Genomic DNA, 18,542 nt, shown 5'->3' with positions numbered 1-18,542 from the left:
CTCGCCGGCTCAGCGGTTGGTTTCGAGGTCGGGGTCGGGCCTGGTGACGTGGGAGGCGACCAACCGGTCGTCGATCCAGCCGCGCAGCTTCTCGAAGGCATAGATGCCCGTCGAGTGGCCGTCACTCCAGTCGAGGTTGAGGCCCCAGGCGCCCTGCATCGCGGCTTCGGTGATGGTGATCTCGTCGGGCTTCGTCTCGGCCAGCACCGACACCGAGCGTCCTTGCTGTCGACGCGAGTTGCACTCGGCACACGGGCACGCCAAGCGCAGCGGAGCGAGATCGAACCTGGCGGTGACGCCGTCGGCGAACTCGATGAAGACGTGCTTGGTGCGATCGACTTCGATCGATTCGATGTCGTGAGCAGCCATGGCCGCGAAGGGTACCGTTCGTGGCGATGAGCTCATCGGGCGACGTGCCACCGCAACCGTTGACCGCTGATTCCCCCGGCCCGGTCTCGCGACGTTGGTTGCGTAACCGGTGGGACGAGCTCACCTTCGTCCACTGGCGGTACCGGCCCGACATCGTGCAGGCGCTGCTCCCCGACGGCCTGCGCGTCGACACCCACGCCGGATGGGCCTACGTGTCGCTCGTGCCGTTCCGCATGACCGATGCGACGCCTCATTTCGTGCCTGCCGTGCCGTGGATCTCGGCGTTCAACGAGACGAACGTGCGCACCTACGTCGTCGACTCGGCCGGCAACCGGGCGATCTGGTTCTTCTCGCTCGAAGCCGACCGATTGGCGATCGTCGCGTTCGCTCGATGGTTTCTCGGCTTCCCCTACGTGTGGGGTCGCCTCACGATCGAACGCCGCGCCTCGTGGCGTCGCTACGTCACGGCACGACGACGCTGGCCGAAGCGTCCGGCCTCGTCGACCACCGTGGCCGTCGAGATCGGCGACGTGATCACCGAGCCGTCCGGGCTCGACGTGTTCCTCACCGCTCGCTGGGGCACGGTCACGAAGTGGCCTGCCGCGCGCGGTGTGCTGCGCCATCATCCGGTCGATCACCAGGCGTGGACGCTGCACGAGGCGACGCTCACCGAGTACGCCGACGCGTCGATCGAAGCCGCGGGCCTCCCGACTCCGTCCGGTGATCCGATCGTCCGCTACGCCCAACCCGTCGACGCCCGGTTCGGCCGCCCAACCCGCGTCTGACGCATCGGTGCGTCATCGGGTGTCTCACACCGGATGACGGGGTGGTCAGAGGAGTTCGGTGGGGATGTCGACGACGCGGGCTCGCAGCCATTCGCCGACGGCTTTGGCCTGTGCGTCTTGGCGCGTGGAGGCGGCGACGCCTTCGTCGAGGAGTCCGTGCACCACGAAGTTCAGCGAGCGGATCTTCGGGAAGCGGTGGCGGTCGATCGGGAGTGCCGCGGCTTCGGGCAGCAGTTCGGCGAGCCGTTCGCTGGTGAGCCACTCGTCGATCCACACCCACGCGTCGTCGTTGCGGGTGAAGACGCCGAGGTTCGCGTTGCCACCCTTGTCGCCGGAGCGCGTGCCGATGATCGTGCCGAGCGGTGCGGCCGTGGTGTCGCCCCACTCCCGTCGAGGAACGTCGTCGAGCACCACCTCGATCGGAGGTCCCTGTGGTGCGACGCTGTCGACCTGCGTGGTCGCTCCGCCCACGACGTGGACGTACTGAGGGACCAGATCGTTGGGAACGATGGCTGGCCGGTACACACCGAACGGCGATGCTGCGCTCGGACCTCCTCCGAGGCCGTACATGCCGGGGATGCTCGCCAACGCCGTGTGCACGTTGGCATCGGCGAAGGCGCGTCCGACCTTGCGCTCGTCGTGGTCTTTCACGGTCACTCGCCAGATCGCGGTCGCCTCCTCCTGCGTCGCCGGATCGGGCTTGTCGGTGCGGATGACGCGGCTCGTGAACGACTCGAAGTCGTCGGCGGTGAAGCTGCACGCGTCCCAGAAGGCGGCTTCTGCGAACGCGGCCTTGTCGTCGATGTCGAGCCCGGTGAGCGCGACGGAGAACGAGTTGCGGTACCCGCCCATCTCGTTCATCGCCACCTTGAGCGTCGACGGCGGCGCCTGGCCACGGACGCCACTGATGCGGACGCGATCTCGTTCGAGCTGTTCGACCTCGAGCGTGTCGAACCGGGCGGTGACGTCGGGGCCGAGGTACTCGGGGCCGCCGATTTCGTAGAGGAGTTGGCTCGTGACGGTGCCGACCGTGACCGCTCCCCCGGTGCCGTCGTGTTTGCCGATGACCGACGAGCCGTCGGCGTGTACGTCGGCCCACGGGAACCCGAATCGCGTTCGGCCTCCCACTTCGGTGCGGCCGTCGATCTCGTTGAAGAAGGAGTAGTTGCCGCCGGTCGCCTGGGCGCTGCACTCGATCACGTGTCCGGCGACGACGCCGCCCGCCAACTGGTCGAAGTCGGTGCGCTGCCAGCCGTGATGCCACGCAGCGGGACCGCAGGTGACCGCAGCGTCGGTGACGCGACCGGTGATGACGATGTCGGCGCCCTGAGCGAGCGCGTCGACGATGCCGAAACAGCCGAGGTAGGCGTTGGCGGTGAGGTACGACGAGACGTCTCCGAGGTCGGTGTCGCCGAAGGGTTGGAGTGCTCCGGACTCGGCGAGTTCGGCGATCCGAGGCAGCAGGTCGTCGCCGTCGATGTAGGCGATGGTCGGGTTCAAGCCCAGCTTCTGGGCGACCTCGTGAACGGCGTCGGCGCAGCCGTCAGGGTCGAGCCCGCCGGCGTTCGAGACGACTTTGATGCCCTGGTCGAGGCAGGTGCCCATCACCTGCTCCATCTGGCCGACGAACGTGCGGGCGTATCCGGAGCCCGGACGCTTCGCCCGGATTCGGCTCAGGATCAGCATGGTCAACTCGGCCAGCCAGTCGCCGGTGAGCACGTCGATGGGGCCGCCCTCGACCATCTCGATCGCACCCGACGGGCGGTCGCCGAAGAAGCCGGAGCAGTTCGCGATGCGAATCGGTTCAGTCATCGGTCGACTCGATCGGGGCGAGGCTGACGAGCAACGTGCCCTGGTCGACGCGACCACCGACGTCGAAGTGCACCTCGGTCACCGTCGACGGCCGCGGCGCGGTGATCTTGTGTTCCATCTTCATCGCCTCGACGACCATGAGCACCTCGCCGGCGTCGACGGTCTGGCCAGCCTCGACGTTGACGGCGATGACGGTGCCCGGCAGCGGCGAGATCGGTCCGCCGCCGGAGACCTCGGCGTCGTGGTCGACGAAGCGCGGCGCCTGTTGCCACACGATCGACCCGGCCGAACTCCGCGTGCGGACCGCGTCGTCGTCGGTGCTGATCACGTCGACGCTCCGCCGAACGCCGTCGATCTCGATCGCGATCCGGTCGGGTTCGACGTGGAGCAGACGCACGGCGACGCGCCGACGCTCGTCGGCCGACAGGGTGCCGTCGTCGGTCGGCGTGGGCCACGGACCGATCAGCACGTCGGCTGCGTCGAGGCACACCGTGAACTCGACGGGCTCGTCGACGTCGCTGTCGATCGCGCGCCACACCTGCCGCTGGCCCTGCGTGCGCAGGTTGCGCCAACCCGATGGGGCGAACCCGGTGACGGCATCGGCGGCCCGGTCGGCGCGTTCGGTGGCGAACACGGCGGCGAGCAACAGGGCGAGTCGGTCGTCGCCGGTCGGGCCGGACGCGGTGACCACGTCGGGGTGCTCGTCGAGATAGGCGGTCGGCGTCTTCGCGTTGAGGTAGTCGCGCTCACCGAGGATCTCGACGAGCGCAGGGATGTTGGTGGTGACACCGGTGACCTCGGATCGACGCAACGCTCGACGGAGCTTGGCGGCGGCACCAGCGCGGGTGGGAGCGTGCGCGATGACCTTGGCGAGCATCGAGTCGTAGTCGGGCGACACGACGGCGCCGGCTCGGAAGCCGGTGTCGACGCGCACGAGATCGGCCTCGTCGCCACCGAGATCGAACGACGTGATCTCACCGGTCGACGGCAGCCATCCGGCGGCGGGGTCTTCGGCGACGATGCGAACCTCGATGGCGTGCCCGCGTGCGGCGACGAACTCCTGGCTGATCGGAAGCTCTTCGCCTGCGGCCACCCGGAGTTGCAGTTCGACGAGGTCGACGCCGGTGACCGCTTCGGTCACGGGGTGCTCGACCTGTAGGCGCGTGTTGACCTCGAGGAAGTTGATCTGATCGACGCCGCCGTCTTCGCCGACGAGGAACTCGACGGTGCCGGCGCCGTGATAGCCGACGCTCTTCGCGAGTGCCACGGCTCCGTCACAGAGCGCGGTGCGCGTCTCGGGCGTGATGCCCGCCGACGGCGACTCTTCGATGATCTTCTGGTTGCGACGCTGGATCGAGCACTCGCGTTCACCGAGGTGGATGACGTTGCCGTGCATGTCACCGATGATCTGCACTTCGACGTGTCGGGCTCGTTCGATGTACGGCTCGACGAAGACGGTGCCGTCACCGAACGATGCTTCGGCCTCGCGGGACCCACCGGCAACGGCGTCGGCCAGTTCGTCGGGCGTGCGGACGATACGCATGCCGCGACCGCCGCCGCCGGCTGCGGCTTTGACGAGCGCCGGCATGGGCACGTCGCTCGGGAGTTGCCCGTCGGTGATCTCGATGATCGGTGCGGTCGGCACGCCGGCGGCGATCGCGGCCTTCTTCGCGGCGATCTTGTCGCCGAGCAGGTTGATCTGGTCGGGTGTGGGGCCGACCCAGATGAGGCCAGCGTCGGCGACACGTTGCGCGACGTCGGCGTTCTCGGCGAGGAAGCCGTAGCCGGGGTGGACGGCCTGGCATCCGTGCGCCAGGGCGATCTCGATGATGGCGTCGGCGCGGAGGTACGACTCTGCGGGAGTGGCCCCGCCGAGCGCGACGGCCACGTCGACCGCGTCGACGTGCATCGCGTCGGCGTCGGGTTCGGAGTAGACGCCGACGGTGGAGATCCCGAGCGCATGCGCGGTCTTGGCGATCCGAACGGCGATCTCTCCCCGGTTCGCGATCAACAACGACGTGATCCGCCGAGACAGAGTCCCAGCAGGAGTGGAAACAAAACTCACGAAAGGCACCTTTCAGAGGCAGGGGCAGATCCGGGCCCGAGGGCGCCGACTCCGACGAACGGAGCGAAGCGAGTGAGGCGGAAGCTCATCAGTGCCTCCACACGCCGTATTCGGTGGCGCCCTTGATCTCGTTGCTGTGGGCGGCCGACAGCGCCATGCCGAGCACGGTGCGAGAGTCGGCGGGGTGGATGATGCCGTCGTCCCAGATGCGGCCGGTCGAGTAGAGCGCGGTCGACTCGTGTTCGATCTGGGCTTCGAGCGCTCCGGTCTGCGCGGCGAGCGCTTCTTCGTCGACGTCGATGCCGCGTCCGGCGGCGCTGTTGCGGGCGATGATGTCCATCACCCCGGCCAGCTGTTTCGGACCCATGACGGCGACTCGATGGTTGGGCCACGAGAAGATGAAGCGTGGGTCGTACGACTTGCCGCCCATCCCGTAGTTGCCGGCGCCGTAGCTGGCTCCGACCATGAGGTTGAAGTGGGGCACGGTCGAGTTCGACACGGCGTTGATCATCTTGGCGCCGTTGCGGATGATCCCGCCCTGTTCGGCGGCCGACCCGACCATGAAGCCGGTGATGTTGTGCAGGAACACGAGCGGGATGTCTCGCTTGTTGCACAGTTGGATGAACTGCGCTGCCTTGCGGGCTTCTTCGGAGAACAGGATTCCGTTGTTGCCGATGAGCCCGACCGGGAAGCCGTGGATCGAACCCCAGCCGACGACGATCTTGTCGCCGATGAGCGGCTTGAACTCTTCGAACCGGCTGCCGTCGAGCAGGCGGCAGTACACCTCGCGGATGTCGAACGGGATGCGTACGTCGGCCGACGCGCAACCCATCAGTTCCATCGGGTCGTAGAGCGGCGGGTCGGCTGGTTCGGTGGGGCCGGGGCCGAGCTTCTTCCAGTCGAGGTGTCTGACGATCTGGCGAATGATGCGCAGGGCGTCCATCTCGTCGTGGGCGAGGTAGTCGGAGAGGCCGCTCGTCCGCGAGTGCATCTCGGCGCCGCCGAGCGTCTCTTCGTCGACGATCTCGTCGATCGCCATCTTCACGAGCGGCGGTCCACCGAGGTAGGCGGTGCCCTGCTCTTTGACGAAGATCGTGTAGTCGCTCATGCCCGGCGTGTACGCGCCGCCGGCGGTGTTGGGCCCGAACGCTGCGGTGATGGTTGGGATGCCGAGCTTCGACAGCACAGTGAGATCGCGGAAGCTGCGGCCGCCGCCGATGAACAGGTCGGCCTGGCGAGGAAGGTCGGCGCCTGCCGACTCGTTGAGGTTGATGAGCGGCAACCGGTTCTCGCGGGCGATCTCGTAGAAGCGGTGCCCCTTCTTCCAGGTGGTCGGGTTGGCAGCGCCGCCCTTGACACTCATGTCGGTGCCGGTGATCGCACACTCGACGCCTTCGATCACGCCGATGCCGCTGGCGACGCCGACGCCGATCGGGTCCTGGGTGCCCCACGCTGCGAGCGGGCTCAGTTCGAGGAACGGCGTGCCCGGGTCGATGAGCGCTTCGATCCGTTCGCGCACGAGCATCTTGCCGCGCTTGCGATGACGGTCGACATAGCGTTGGCCGCCGATCGTGGGCACCTTGGCGAGCTCGGCTTCGACCTCGTCCCACATGCGCTGCATCTCGGCGAGATTGGCCTGATACTCGTCGGAACTCGTGTCGAGCTTGGATCGCAGCACCGTTCCGATCCGACTCTTCCTCGTGGTTGACACCATGCGGCCAACGGTACTCCAACCGCCGGTTCGGTACCGCAGGGTGCGTTCGCCCGCTCTAGCATCGGTTGCGTGGAGGTCGAACAACAGGCGCACGACGAGGTCGAGTCATCGGCTCAGGCACGCCTGCTGCGTGCCGGAGCCCCACGACCGTTGCTGTCACGTTCGGTCGAGGCACGCCTCGGACCGCGGCATCACGAGATCCTCGAGCAACTCGAAGCGTTGTTCCTCACCAGGGGGTTCGCGACGATCACGATCGCCGACCTGGCCGCGTCGATCGGGTGTTCTCGCCGCACGCTGTACGAGATCGCGTCGTCGAAAGACCAACTGGTGCTCGTCGTGATCGACCGGTTCCTGCACAAGAAGGGACGGTCCGCGCTCGACGCGATCGACCCCGACGAACCGTTCGACACGCAGCTCCGCCGCTACCTCGCCGGTGGCGTCACGTTCGCCTGGGAGAGCCGTCTGGCCGATGACCTCGCCGACGACGCGCCGGCCCGGCGACTCGTCGATCATCACTATCGGTTCGTGATGACGGTGGTCGAGCGGCTCGTGTCGCTCGGCATCGAGGCCGGCCAGTTCCGGCCGGTCAACCCGGCCATCGTCGCAGCCACGATCACCGGGGCGACGCTCTACATCGACGAACCCGACATGGCCGAACGACTCGGCCTCGAGGCGAGCGACACGCTCGAACAGATCCTCGACCTCGTGCTCCCGTCGCTCACCGCCCGCCCCTGACCGTTCCGCCCGAATACCCCGCCACTTCCAGACAGGATCACCCATGACCTCCGAGACTCCCGCCGCCGACACACTGACCACGGCATCCGTCCTCGCCGACCTCCTCGCCGAACAGGAGTCCCTCGATGCGGTGATGTCGGGCCTCGACGACGAGCAGTGGACGCTCGACACGCCGAGCGACAGGTGGAGCGTCGCCGACCAGATCGGCCACCTGGCGCACTTCGACGAGACCGCGTCGTGGGCGATCACCGACGAACCGCGGTTCAAGGAGTCGATGAACGAGCTGTTCGCAGCGTTGAGTTCCGGTGGCTCGCCCGACGAACTCGACGACGTCACCCTCGGACGCTTTCGGGCGATGTCGCCGACCGAACTCCTCGACGCATGGCGCGCCAACCGCAAGCTGCTCGCCGACGCCGGCGCCACCCTCGACGACGACACTCGCGTCATCTGGTACGGCCCGTCGATGGGTGCCAAGTCGTTCCTCACCGCTCGCCTGATGGAGTGTTGGGCACACGGCCAGCACATCTGCGATGCCGTCGGCGCGGTGCACGAGGCCACCGATCGACTGCAGCACATCGCGCAGCTCGGCTTCATCACCCGCAAGTGGACGTACGTCAACCGGGGTCTCGATGCGCCGACCACCGCGGTTCGGGTCACGCTCGACGCTCCGTCGGGCACGACGTGGTCGTTCGGCCCCGACGATGCCACCGACACGGTCACGGGCTCGGCCGAGGACTTCTGCCTCGTCGTCACCCAGTGCCGCAACGTCGCCGCCACCGACTTGGTGGTCACGGGCGACCACGCCGCCGACTGGATGTCGATGGCCCAGGCCTTCGCCGGCGGCGCCACCGACAGCCCACCCGCCTGACGACGATTTCTGCCCAGGCTCGAAATCACCCCGAACCAACGTTGTGGGTGATATCTGCCCAGGCTCGAAATCACCCCCAACCAACGTTCAAGGCGATATCTGCCCAGGCTCGATGTCGACGTGGGGCTCGGGTCGCCGGTGGATCGGGGGACCACATAGGTTTCGGGCGTGAGTACTGACGTCCGGCCCTTCACCATCGATGTCCCCGACGAACTGCTGAACGACCTGCGCGACCGGCTGCGGCGAACCCGTTGGCCCGAAGCCGAAGTCGTCGACGACTGGTCGCAGGGCACGCCGCTCGCCTACACGCAGGATCTCTGCGACCACTGGGCGAACAACTACGACTGGCGAACGCGTGAAGCGGCACTGAACCGTTTCGATCAGTTCGTCACCGAGATCGACGGCCTCGACATCCACTTCATCCACCAACGTTCGCCGCACCCCGGCGCGATGCCGCTCATCCTCAGCCACGGCTGGCCAGGATCGATCGTCGAGTTCCACAAGGTGATCGAACCGCTCACCGATCCGACGAAGTTCGGCGGCGACGCAGCCGACGCCTTCCACGTCATCGCGCCATCTCTCCCCGGCTACGGATTCTCCGACAAGCCGACCGAGGTCGGGTGGGGCGTCGAGCGCATCGGAAAGACCTTCGCCACGCTCATGGGCCGGCTCGGCTACGACCGATACGTCGCCCAGGGCGGCGACTGGGGCTCGGCGATCACGCACATGATCGCCGGCCACGACGCCGAGCACTGCGCCGCCATCCACCTGACGCTGGCGATGGGCGCTCGCCCCGGCGATCTCTCGGACCCCACGCCTCAGGAACTCCACAGCCTCGAACGGCTGAAGTACTACCGCGACTGGGACTCGGGCTACTCGAAGCAGCAGTCGACCCGGCCGCAGACCCTCGGGTACGGGCTCGTCGACTCCCCTGCCGGTCAGGCCGCCTGGATCATCGAGAAGTTCTGGGCCTGGACCGACTGCGGCGAGGGCGCCGACCGCCACCCCGAGAACGTGCTCGACCGCGACGAACTCCTCGACAACGTGATGCTCTACTGGATCAACGGCAACGCCGCGTCGTCGGGTCGGCTCTACTGGGAGAGCTTCGGCAAGCGCGAGAAGGTCGACGTGACGGTGCCGGTCGGCTTCGCCGCATTCCCCGCCGAAGTGATGCCGCCCGTCCGATCGTGGGTCGAGCCGATCTACCCGGGGCTCTGCCACTGGGTCGAGTACGACAAGGGCGGCCACTTCGCCGCGTTCGAGGTCCCCGACGTGTTCGTCGAGGAACTCCGCACGTACTTCCGACGATTTCGCTGACGCGTCACGTGATGTAGCCGACAACGTCGATGGCGACGTGCGTCTCGGACTTGGTGTACAGGCACACGGTGCCCTCCGACGACAGCTTCGCGACGACCTCGTTGCCTCGAATGTCACCGGGGCCGAAGTTGAGCGACGACGCCAGCGGCCGATCACCGCAGGGATGAAGCGTGAAGTAGCCCGTGCTCGACGGAGTGATCGCCGTCACGTTCATGACCACGGCTCGGGCATCATCCGGAATGCCATTCCGACCACCCACCTGCACCTCGACTTGCGAGTCGGCAGCGAGTCGAGCGCCGGGTGCCCCGAGACCGTCGATGGTCCCCTGGCCCGGACGCGTCTCGTAGAACCTGGCAGGATCGATCGAGACGAGACCGGAGGTCACCGGGACGAAGCCAACGGCATCACCCGTCAGGTGCGTCTCGGCGGAGCTGTAGATGCACAATGAGCCGGTCGACGACAGCTTCGCCACGATTTCGTTCCCGACAACATCGCCGGGTCCGTAGTTCAACGATGATGCCAGCGGACGGACGCCGCAGGGGAAGATCGTCAGGTACCCCGTCGCAGCGGGGTTGACCGCCGTGATGTTCACCACCGCCGCGATCGCGTCGTCGTCGACACCCGCCCTGCCACCGATCTGCACCTCGACCGTCTCGCCGGCAGCGAGACGTCGCCCGAATTCCTCCTCGCGATCGGCGGTGACCTCGCCGGGTCGCGTCTCGATGACCCGCCCCGGGTCGAGTGACGAGAACGGCGAGTCGCTCGGTACGAACCCGACAACGTCGCCCGTGATGTGGGTCTCCACCGGGGTGTAGATGCACACGTCGCCATCACTCGACAGCTTGGCGATCACTTCGTTGCCGCGAATCTCGCCGGCGCGAAAGTTCAGCGATGACGCCAACGGCCGGTCACCACACGGGAAGATGGTGAAGAAGCCGGTGGCCGCCGGGGCGACCGACGTGACGTTGAGCACGACCGCCGCAGCATCTGCTGCCACCCCGGAGCGTCCCGCGATGTCGAGTCGGTAGGTCTCGCCAGCCGCGAGGCGGCGCCCCACCTCTCCGATTCGGTCGACGGTCACCTCACCGGGCCGTGATTCGAGCACCCGCGCCGGTGTGAGCGACTCGATGTCCGGCGATTCGGCATCCGGGTCGGGGTCGGGTCCGGTCGGGGTCACGGCATTCGATGCCGCCGATACCGGCGACACACCGCTGGCCGTCGTGGCGACGACCGTGAACGTGTGCGCCACGCCGTTGGTCAGACCGGTGACCGTGCACGACACCGCGCCGTCGGTCGAGCACATCGCTCCTCCCGGCGACGCCGTGACCTCGTAGGAGATCTCCGTTCGGCCACCGTTGTCGGCTGGAGCAGCCCACGAGACGTGGGCGGCAGCGTCGCCCGCCGTGGCCACGACAGCCGTCGGCGATGTGGGTGCGACGGCCAGATCCGCCACGTAGGGCTCGATGCCGAACTGCACGGTCTCTGCTGCGAAGTAGAGCCGCCCGTCGACGATGTTCAGATTCTCGATTCGATTCTCTTCGTTCCAGAAGAGCGGCTCGAGGAGATCGTCGCTGCCGTCGCCGATCCACAATCGCACCTCGCCGTCGCTGTCGCCCTCGTACACGAAGTACGCGCGACCACGAAACGACTCCAGGCCACCGAAGTAGCCCGGGTCGTCACCGATCTCGACCAGTTCCATGCTGCCGTTCTCGATGACCGCCAATTGCTCGCCGTCGAAGTCGTCTGGCTCGAAGGGCAGGAAGACGCGACCGTCGCTGGCGGTCGCGTCGCTCACGTCGAACGACCCATCGGCCGGCAGCGAGACCACCTCCCAGTTCTCGCCGGGAGGCGACGAGACCGCGATGTCGCCAGGTGACGTGAGTTCGGCGATCAATGTGTCGTTGGACAAGTGCAGTGCGTCCACTCTGCCATCGAAGGGTGTCGTCAACGCTGCGGTGCCGGCGGCCGTACCGTCTGTCTCGTAGACGCGCTTGGAGCCGGCGACGTCGGTCGCGAGGAACCACGCCGTGGTGCCGTCGCCGACGAAGTCGCGGGGGTTCGACCCATCCGTGCCCGGTCGAATGTCGAGGAGACGCGCGGTTCCGGCCACCGTGCCGTCCGAGCCCCAGAGTTCTCTGCCCGAACCGTCTCCGTCGTTCTGGAACAGGAGTCGTTCGCCCACAGCCGTCCCGGCGCCGCCGAAGGCGTCGCCCAGCAACTCGACCGATCCCGCGGCGGTGAGGTCGGTCGCCCACATCGGATTGTCCACGCTCGGACTGTCCTCGCGGTAACGCATGAACGCGACATCATCTGCGACGACCACCCAACTGATGAACCTGACGCCGGCGGAGCCGGGTGTCGTTTCGGTGATGAGCCTGTCGCCACCGGGCTCGCCTGTCAGGGCGTACGGTTCACATCCTTCGTCGTCGGTGCAGCCGATGGTGAGCAGTTGGTCGCCGACACGAGCGAGGTGCTCCCCGCCGATCCCGATGTCGGTGAGTTTGGCACCGGTCGGCGACGACCGCCACGATCGGCCGGCCGCCCGGAACGCAATACCGTCGCCGAATGCAATGAAGTCATCGGGACTCGACCCGCTGGTCGTCGTGTCGATGTCGGCGAGCAGCGCGGTCCCGCTCACCGTGGAGTCGGTGATGAACAACTCGATCCCGGCATCCGAGCCGTCGTCGCCCGTCACCCACCACGTCGCTTCATCGACGACAATGCCGCTCATCGGGCTGGCCGCAAAGTCGCCGAGACGACTCGTGCCGCTCGCGGTGCCGTCGGTCGACCACCATGAGGAACTCGTACCGTCGTTGGCCCCGAAGAGCGCAACGCCCGAGATCGGATCGACGAGGAACTCGGATGGAAACGAGCTCGCCGAACCCGGATTGAGGTCACCGAGCGGGACCGTGCCCGCAACCGAGCCGTCGGTGTACCACGGTTCGAAACCGTCCGGGCCGTCGGCCGACAGGTAGGCGTTGCCGCCGTCGACTGCCTGCACGTAGACGGTCTCATCGACGATCAACTCGATCGGTGTCGACTCGATGCCCGACGGAAAGACCCAGAAGACCTGGTCGGCGCCCGACCCACTCGATGCGTAGATCCTGTCGCCGGCGATCTCGACGCCGCTCACCGGCGTGCCGATCGACGTGACCTCCTCGATGTCGATGTCGCCATCTGCGCTGATCTGCAACCAATGCAACGTGCCACCACTGGACGACAGCAGATTCGCATAGACGTCGGGCCCGCTCGCCCGAAGACCGACCACATGTTCGCTGTCGACACCTGCCGACAGGTCGTGGACCCGGATTGCAACACCGTCCCAGCTGTACAACCCGGTGTCGGTCCCGTCGCTCGCCACGAAGAAGAGTTCGACGTGTTGCTCACCGCCGGAATCGGCGACGGCCACGGTCAGCCGGCGGACGCTGCTGCTGCCGGCGGCGTTGATGTCACTGAGCTGGGCGACCGACGATCCGTCGTAACGCCACAGCTCGGTTCCTGACGTCCCGTCATCTGCGGAGAAGAACAGCTCCCCATCGACCACCGCAAGATCACTCGGATTCGAACTCGAGTTCCCGGGCCGAATGTCGGCGACCATCTTCGTGCCCGGCTCGGATCCGTCGGTGACCCACAACTCCCGACCGTGGTCATCGCTGAGAGCGGCGAAGAACAGGAGTCCGCCCATCACCGCGCCGTCTTCCGTCTCGGGAGACGAGTCATCGGGTCCCACCCTGATGTCCGCGAGCATCCGGGCTTCCCCACCGGCGATCGGGCGGACCCACAGCTCTTCGCCGTGGACGCCGTCATCGGCGGTGAAGAACACGTTCTCGCCGGCCACGATGAACTCGTCGGGCCGGCTGTGACCGGAGTGGGTGTCGACGTCGGCAAGCAGCTGCACCGTCGGGAGAGAATCACCAGCGGCTTCGACAGGTCGTGGCGTCGCGACGGTTGCCAGTGCGGCCGCCGCACAGGCGAACGAGACGAGCAGGCTGGAGGCAGAACGTTGACGCATGTGGCCCACCGTGACCGAACGCCGTGAACCGGGCGTGACCCGAGCCGGGGTTTGGCGTCCTGACCGATCACAACACCGTTCCAATCCCCTCCCGACGCTAGGGTCGATCGTCGCAGGCTCGACCGGCCCCTCCCGGACCCGCCTCACGCTCGACCGATGACCACGACCGCGCCCGGACCCCCGATCGTCCCGCCCCCCGACCACGGACACGTGGCAGGTACTGCGCGGGCAGCTTTGTCGTACCGCAAATTCCGGATCGTCTTCATCGGGCTGGCCATCTCGCAGATCGGTACGTGGATGCAGAACTTCCTGCTTCCCGCGTACATCCAGGAGCGCACCGGCCGCCCGGCGCTCGTCGGCGTCGCCATCTTCGTGCAGCTCGGACCGCTCCTGTTCCTGTCGATTCCCGGCGGGCTCCTCGCCGACAAGGTGTCGAAGCAGAAACTGATGCTGGCGATGCAGGTCGCGTCGGCGCTGCTCACCCTCGGCACGGCGTGGCTCGTCTGGAAGGACTCGAGCGTCTGGGCGATCTTCGCCGTGCAGTTCCTGATCGGTACCGCCAACGCGCTCAACGCACCGGCGTTCCAGTCGTCGATGCCGCTGCTCGTCCACCGACAAGACCTCGCCGGAGCCATCAGCCTCAACTCGGCGATGATCAACGGCACGCGCGTGATGGGCCCCGTCACCGCTGCACTGCTCGGCGTGGTCGGGCTCTCGCTCTCCCAGATCTTCCTCGTCAACGCCATCAGCTACATGTCGTTCATCGTCGCCCTGGTGATGGTGGCGATGCCCGACGTCAAGGCCGACCACAAAGAGCGTGGCATCAAACAGTTGGGCATCGGCATCCGCATCGCGCGCGAGCGGCCGGTTCTCGGGCGACTCCTCGTCGGCATGTTCTCGTTCTCGGCGATCAGCCTCGCCTACATCGGGCTCTTCCCGTCGGTCGCCGAACTCAACTTCGGCATCGATGCCGACTCGTCGGTCTACCGCTGGCTGTACGCGGCATGGGGCGCCGGCGCGTTCGCCGGCGCACTGTCGGTCGGCACGTTCTTGTCGCGCTATCACCGTCGCGTCCTGATCGTCCGCGGGTTCACGGGCGTCGCACTCTCGCTCGGCGTGTTCTCGCAACTACGCGACCAGGTGACCCCGTTCGTGGTCGGTGCGCTGCTCGGCTTCTTCTACTTCATGACGGCCACGGCGATCACCACGTCGCTCCAGCTCAACATGAAAGACGGCGAGCGGGCGTCGGTCATGCCGCTCTGGTTCATGGTGTTCGGCGGCACCGTGCCGCTCGGCAACCTCGCCGGCGGCGTGCTGTTCGAGGTGATCGGTGCTCGCGCAGTGCTCGGCATCGGCGCGGTGTGGGCGCTGTTCCTCGCTCGTTGGCTCGACCTGCGCCGCCTCCCGCCCGAAGCATTCCTCAGCGAAGCCGACGGCGGCGAACCACCCGTCCCGCGAGTCTGAACGCCGCCGCCGCAGCTCAGCCGAGCAGCTGAGCGACGACCCGTTCGAGACCGGCGCTCCGACTCGCCTTGACGAGCACGACGTCGCCGGCGCCGAGCTCACCGATCTGACCGACCGGGTCGTCGGTGGGGCGGACCCCGTAGAGCTCGGTCCCCGTTGCCACGAGTTGCACCCCGAGCGCTTCGGCCTTGCGCGCCACGTCGCGATGACCTTCGCCGGGATCGTCGAGTTCGCCCATGAGCCCGAGGATGGCGAAGCGACGAGTCGCACTCATGGCGACGAGTGCGTCGAGCGCTGCGGCCATCGACGTCGGGTTGGCGTTGTAGGTGTCGTCGACGACGATCGCACCGCTCGGCAACTCGGTCATCTCCATCCGCATGCCCGAGATCGTGGCGGTCGACAGCGCGGCGACGGCCGCGTCGAGCTCGACGCCGAGCGAACCGGCGACCGCGATCGCTGCCGCCGCGTTCATCGCCATGTGTTCGCCGCTGAGCTCGAGTTCGACCCGGCTGTCTCCCCACGGGGTGTCGAGCCGGAAGCGCGGCCGGGCGAGCTGATCGAGCGTGAGTTCGGAGATGCGCACGTCGCCGGTCGTGCCGAACGTGAGCACCGACGCACCGGTGTTGCGCGCCATGGCGGCGACCCGTTCGTCGTCGGCGTTGAGGATCGCGACGCCCGACGCGGGCAGCGCAGCGACCAGCTCGGCCTTGGCGCGCGCCACGCCCTCGATGCCCCCGACCATCTCGGTGTGCGAGTGCCCGACGGTGGTAACGACGCCGATCTCGGGTCGGGCGATCTCGCAGAGTTCGGTGATCTGCCCGAAGCCGCGCATGCCCATCTCGAGCACCAGCACCTCGGTGTCGTCGGGTGCGTTGAGCATCGTGATCGGCAGACCCTGCTCGTTGTTGAAGCTGCGCTCGTTCGCGGTGGTGCGCAGCGAGGCCGCGCAAGCCGCGGCGATGAGATCTTTGGTGGAGGTCTTTCCGACGCTGCCGGTGACCCCGACCACTCGCGCTGACGACCGTTGACGTGCCCATCCGGCGAGCCGCATCAGCGCGTCGGCGGTGTCGTTCACCTCGATCGCCGTGTGATCCCTGCGGAACGGGTCGGGCTCCGACGACAGGTGCAGCGCCGCCCCGCTGTCGTATGCGGCGCCGATGAAGTCGTGACCGTTGCGTTCGGCGACGATCGGGACGAAGAGTTGACCGGGCTGGATCGAGCGCGTGTCGAACGATGCCCCGTCGAATTCGACGTCGGGGCCGACCAGGCGTCCACCGATGCCCGCTGCTGCTTCGGATGCCATGAACCTCACGAGGGGTGACGGTACTGTCGCGACATGACCCAGACCGGGATCCCATCGGCGGCCAGCCGTCACGTGCGTTTCGCCGAGAGCCGGTTCGGCCGTGAGTGATGTACTCGAGGTGATGCTGCGCGGCGAGCAACACGACGACCGGATCCACCTCGTCGTGCTCTTCGGCGGCGAATCAGCAGAGCACGACGTGTCGTGCACGACCGCGGCGCACGTCCTCGCCGCCGCCGACCCGACGAAGTATCGGATCACGCCGATCGGCATCTCGACCGAGGGCCAGTGGGCCATCGCCCAACAGGCGGTCGACGCGCTGGCGAAAGGGCCCGAGCAGCTGCCCGGCCGTCTCGATCCGAGCGGCAGCAACGTGTCGCCCAGTCCCGTGCTCTCGGCCGCGACGTCGTCACCCGGTCGCACCGTCGTGATGCCGCTGCTCCACGGCCCGATGGGCGAAGACGGCACCGTGCAGGGCCTGCTCGAACTCGCCAACGTCCCCTACGTCGGTGCCGGCGTCCTTGCGTCGGCCGTGGCGATGGACAAGGCCATGGCCAAGCAGGTGCTCGCAGCTGCCGGGATTCCGCAAGCCGCCTATCGAGCGTTCGGCGAGCACGAGATGAATCCGGCGCTCCCGCAACAACTGGCCGACGAACTCGGTCTGCCCGTCTTCGTGAAGCCCGCCAACATGGGCTCGTCGGTCGGCGTGTCGCGAGCGACCACCGTCGACGAACTCCGCGACGCCATCGAACTCGCACTGAGCTACGACGAGATGATCGTGGTGGAGGAAGCGATCGTCGGCAAGGAGATCGAGGTCGCCGTGCTCGGCAACCACTCCCCCGATGCGGCGACGCCCGGCGAGATCGTCCCCGGCGACGAGTTCTACAGCTACGACGACAAGTACGTCACCGATGGTTCGTACGCCGTCATCCCGGCACCGATCGGCGCGGCGGCGCTCGAGGAGTGTCGCGAGCTCGCGATCCGCACGTTTCGTGCCTTGCGATGCGAAGGCCTGTCACGAGTCGACTTCTTCTACGAGACGCCCGGCGACCCCGCCGGAAGGGGTCGTGGCTTCCTCTGCAACGAGGTCAACACGATGCCCGGCTTCACCCCGATCTCGATGTTTCCGAAGATGTGGATCGCCGACGGCGTGAGCTACCCCGAGATCATCGATCGACTCGTCGACCTCGCGATCGAACGCCACACCCGCCGACGCCGTAACACGAAGCACTGAGGCCGCCATGAGCACACCCGACGACGATCTCGGTCCGGCCACCGACCCGCTCGACGATCCCACGCTCGACCCGGCCGCCGTCACCGAGGAGCGCGAGTTCCGAGAACCACCGCTCAATCACCTGTCGCCGATGGGGCAGGTCGAAGCGATCGGCCGATTCGCGCAAGGCGCCGGTGGCGACCGACTCCGCAAGTGGTTTCAGATCGTGATCCCGGTGCTCATCGTGGCGTTGCTCGCCGCGGTGGTGTTCGGCTGATCAGACCGGAGCGAGCGCCGCCCGCAGGAAGCTGCGCAGTTCGTCACGCAACCGACGCAGGCCCGCCGCATCGGCGTGCCAGCCCACCGCCCTGAGCGCTTCGGGCTCGGTGGCGATCCCCGTGATCGTCGCGTAGCCGAGCGCCGCGACCAGTCCGGGGTCTCCACGCCGGAGCCGGCCAGCGCGCATCTCCGAACCGAGGTAGGCGACGGCGCGGTCGATGAGCGGTTGGATGTGCTCGCGCAGCCGACCTGCGTGTGCGTCGTCGAGGCGGCTCATCTCACGCACGATGCCGAGCAACGCCGGACGCCGAACCGCCGGACGGAACACGGCGCGTACGACGGCGTCGATGCGTTCGAGCGGGTCGTCGGGAGCGGCGCGCACCGCGGCGTCGATCACGATGAACAACTCGGCGGCGACCGCTTCGAGCACGGCGTCGACGAGGACGTCCTTCGAGGCGAACCAGTACAGGACCGTCTGCTTGCGGACCCCGACCTCGCGGGCGATCTCGTCGAGTGACACCGAGTCGACGCCACGCGCCCCGAAGAGGTCGACCGACACCCCGAGGATGCGTTCGCGAGTTGTCGGCCCTGCCGTCACAGGCGCCAGTC

The 18,542-nt window shown here is 67.4% G+C and carries 14 protein-coding genes; 7 read left to right on the top strand and 7 right to left on the bottom strand.

The features are described 5' to 3' along the window. Positions 1–9: 9 nt before the first annotated feature. Positions 10–369 (bottom strand): DUF971 domain-containing protein, encoded by a 360-nt coding sequence (locus tag YM304_RS11215; RefSeq protein ID WP_015441801.1) that lies wholly within the window; start codon positions 367–369, stop codon positions 10–12. Between the two features lie 26 nt (positions 370–395). Here YM304_RS11215 and YM304_RS11210 point away from each other — a divergent pair, with 26 nt between their 5' ends. After that, complete coding sequence (locus YM304_RS11210; RefSeq protein ID WP_083908325.1) at positions 396–1,154, top strand: YqjF family protein; 759 nt, start codon at positions 396–398, stop codon at positions 1,152–1,154. A gap of 45 nt (positions 1,155–1,199) precedes the next feature. Here the strand turns inward: YM304_RS11210 and YM304_RS11205 are convergent, their stop codons facing one another. From YM304_RS11205 to YM304_RS11195, 3 genes are all read right to left on the bottom strand, one after another. Next, positions 1,200–2,966, bottom strand: coding sequence for an acyclic terpene utilization AtuA family protein (locus tag YM304_RS11205; protein WP_015441799.1), 1,767 nt, complete (start codon positions 2,964–2,966; stop codon positions 1,200–1,202). Further along, positions 2,959–4,980: an acetyl/propionyl/methylcrotonyl-CoA carboxylase subunit alpha gene (locus YM304_RS11200; RefSeq protein ID WP_231897585.1), complete on the bottom strand. Its 2,022-nt coding sequence runs from the start codon at positions 4,978–4,980 to the stop codon at positions 2,959–2,961. Before YM304_RS11200 ends, YM304_RS11205 begins: the two co-directional genes overlap by 8 nt. A 139-nt stretch (positions 4,981–5,119) precedes the next feature. Continuing rightward, positions 5,120–6,745 (bottom strand): acyl-CoA carboxylase subunit beta, encoded by a 1,626-nt coding sequence (locus YM304_RS11195; RefSeq protein ID WP_051071405.1) that lies wholly within the window; start codon positions 6,743–6,745, stop codon positions 5,120–5,122. A gap of 69 nt (positions 6,746–6,814) precedes the next feature. Between YM304_RS11195 and YM304_RS22445 the strand changes: the two genes are divergently transcribed. The 3 genes from YM304_RS22445 to YM304_RS11180 all read left to right on the top strand — a co-directional run bounded on the left by YM304_RS22445 (position 6,815) and on the right by YM304_RS11180 (position 9,665). Beyond that, entirely contained in the window at positions 6,815–7,480 is a 666-nt protein-coding gene (locus YM304_RS22445) for a TetR/AcrR family transcriptional regulator (protein ID WP_015441796.1), read from the top strand. Positions 7,481–7,523: 43 nt separating this feature from the next. Further along, positions 7,524–8,348 (top strand): TIGR03084 family metal-binding protein, encoded by an 825-nt coding sequence (locus YM304_RS11185; protein WP_015441795.1) that lies wholly within the window; start codon positions 7,524–7,526, stop codon positions 8,346–8,348. A gap of 168 nt (positions 8,349–8,516) precedes the next feature. Next, positions 8,517–9,665 carry an epoxide hydrolase family protein gene (locus YM304_RS11180; protein ID WP_015441794.1) on the top strand — a complete coding sequence of 383 codons (1,149 nt, stop codon included), beginning with the start codon at positions 8,517–8,519 and terminating at the stop codon, positions 9,663–9,665. A 4-nt stretch (positions 9,666–9,669) separates the two neighbouring features. Here YM304_RS11180 and YM304_RS11175 read toward each other — a convergent pair whose 3' ends face one another. Then, the gene (locus YM304_RS11175) at positions 9,670–13,824 is read right to left on the bottom strand and encodes an ELWxxDGT repeat protein (protein ID WP_154723418.1); all 4,155 of its coding nucleotides are present in this window, start codon (positions 13,822–13,824) and stop codon (positions 9,670–9,672) included. Between the two features lie 9 nt (positions 13,825–13,833). Here YM304_RS11175 and YM304_RS11170 point away from each other — a divergent pair, with 9 nt between their 5' ends. After that, on the top strand, positions 13,834–15,141 hold the full coding sequence (locus YM304_RS11170; protein ID WP_041298215.1) for an MFS transporter: 1,308 nt from the start codon (positions 13,834–13,836) through the stop codon (positions 15,139–15,141). Positions 15,142–15,157: 16 nt separating this feature from the next. On the opposite strand, the gene YM304_RS11165 is transcribed toward YM304_RS11170, so the two are convergent. Then, a complete protein-coding gene (locus YM304_RS11165) occupies positions 15,158–16,444 on the bottom strand; it encodes a UDP-N-acetylmuramoyl-tripeptide--D-alanyl-D-alanine ligase (protein ID WP_015441791.1) in 1,287 nt (428 codons plus the stop codon). Positions 16,445–16,565: 121 nt separating this feature from the next. Here YM304_RS11165 and YM304_RS11160 point away from each other — a divergent pair, with 121 nt between their 5' ends. Both YM304_RS11160 and YM304_RS11155 read left to right on the top strand, forming a co-directional pair. After that, positions 16,566–17,675 carry a D-alanine--D-alanine ligase family protein gene (locus tag YM304_RS11160; protein WP_015441790.1) on the top strand — a complete coding sequence of 370 codons (1,110 nt, stop codon included), beginning with the start codon at positions 16,566–16,568 and terminating at the stop codon, positions 17,673–17,675. A 7-nt stretch (positions 17,676–17,682) separates the two neighbouring features. Further along, positions 17,683–17,931, top strand: coding sequence for a hypothetical protein (locus YM304_RS11155; protein ID WP_015441789.1), 249 nt, complete (start codon positions 17,683–17,685; stop codon positions 17,929–17,931). Here the strand turns inward: YM304_RS11155 and YM304_RS22440 are convergent, their stop codons facing one another. Next, on the bottom strand, positions 17,932–18,531 hold the full coding sequence (locus tag YM304_RS22440; protein ID WP_015441788.1) for a TetR/AcrR family transcriptional regulator: 600 nt from the start codon (positions 18,529–18,531) through the stop codon (positions 17,932–17,934). Positions 18,532–18,542: the final 11 nt, after the last annotated feature.

The organism is Ilumatobacter coccineus YM16-304, from assembly GCF_000348785.1.
In the GTDB taxonomy this organism is placed as follows: domain Bacteria; phylum Actinomycetota; class Acidimicrobiia; order Acidimicrobiales; family Ilumatobacteraceae; genus Ilumatobacter_A; species Ilumatobacter_A coccineus.
The sequence above is the reverse complement of the archived record's forward strand: the minus strand, read 5'-3'. Positions and strand labels throughout refer to the sequence as shown.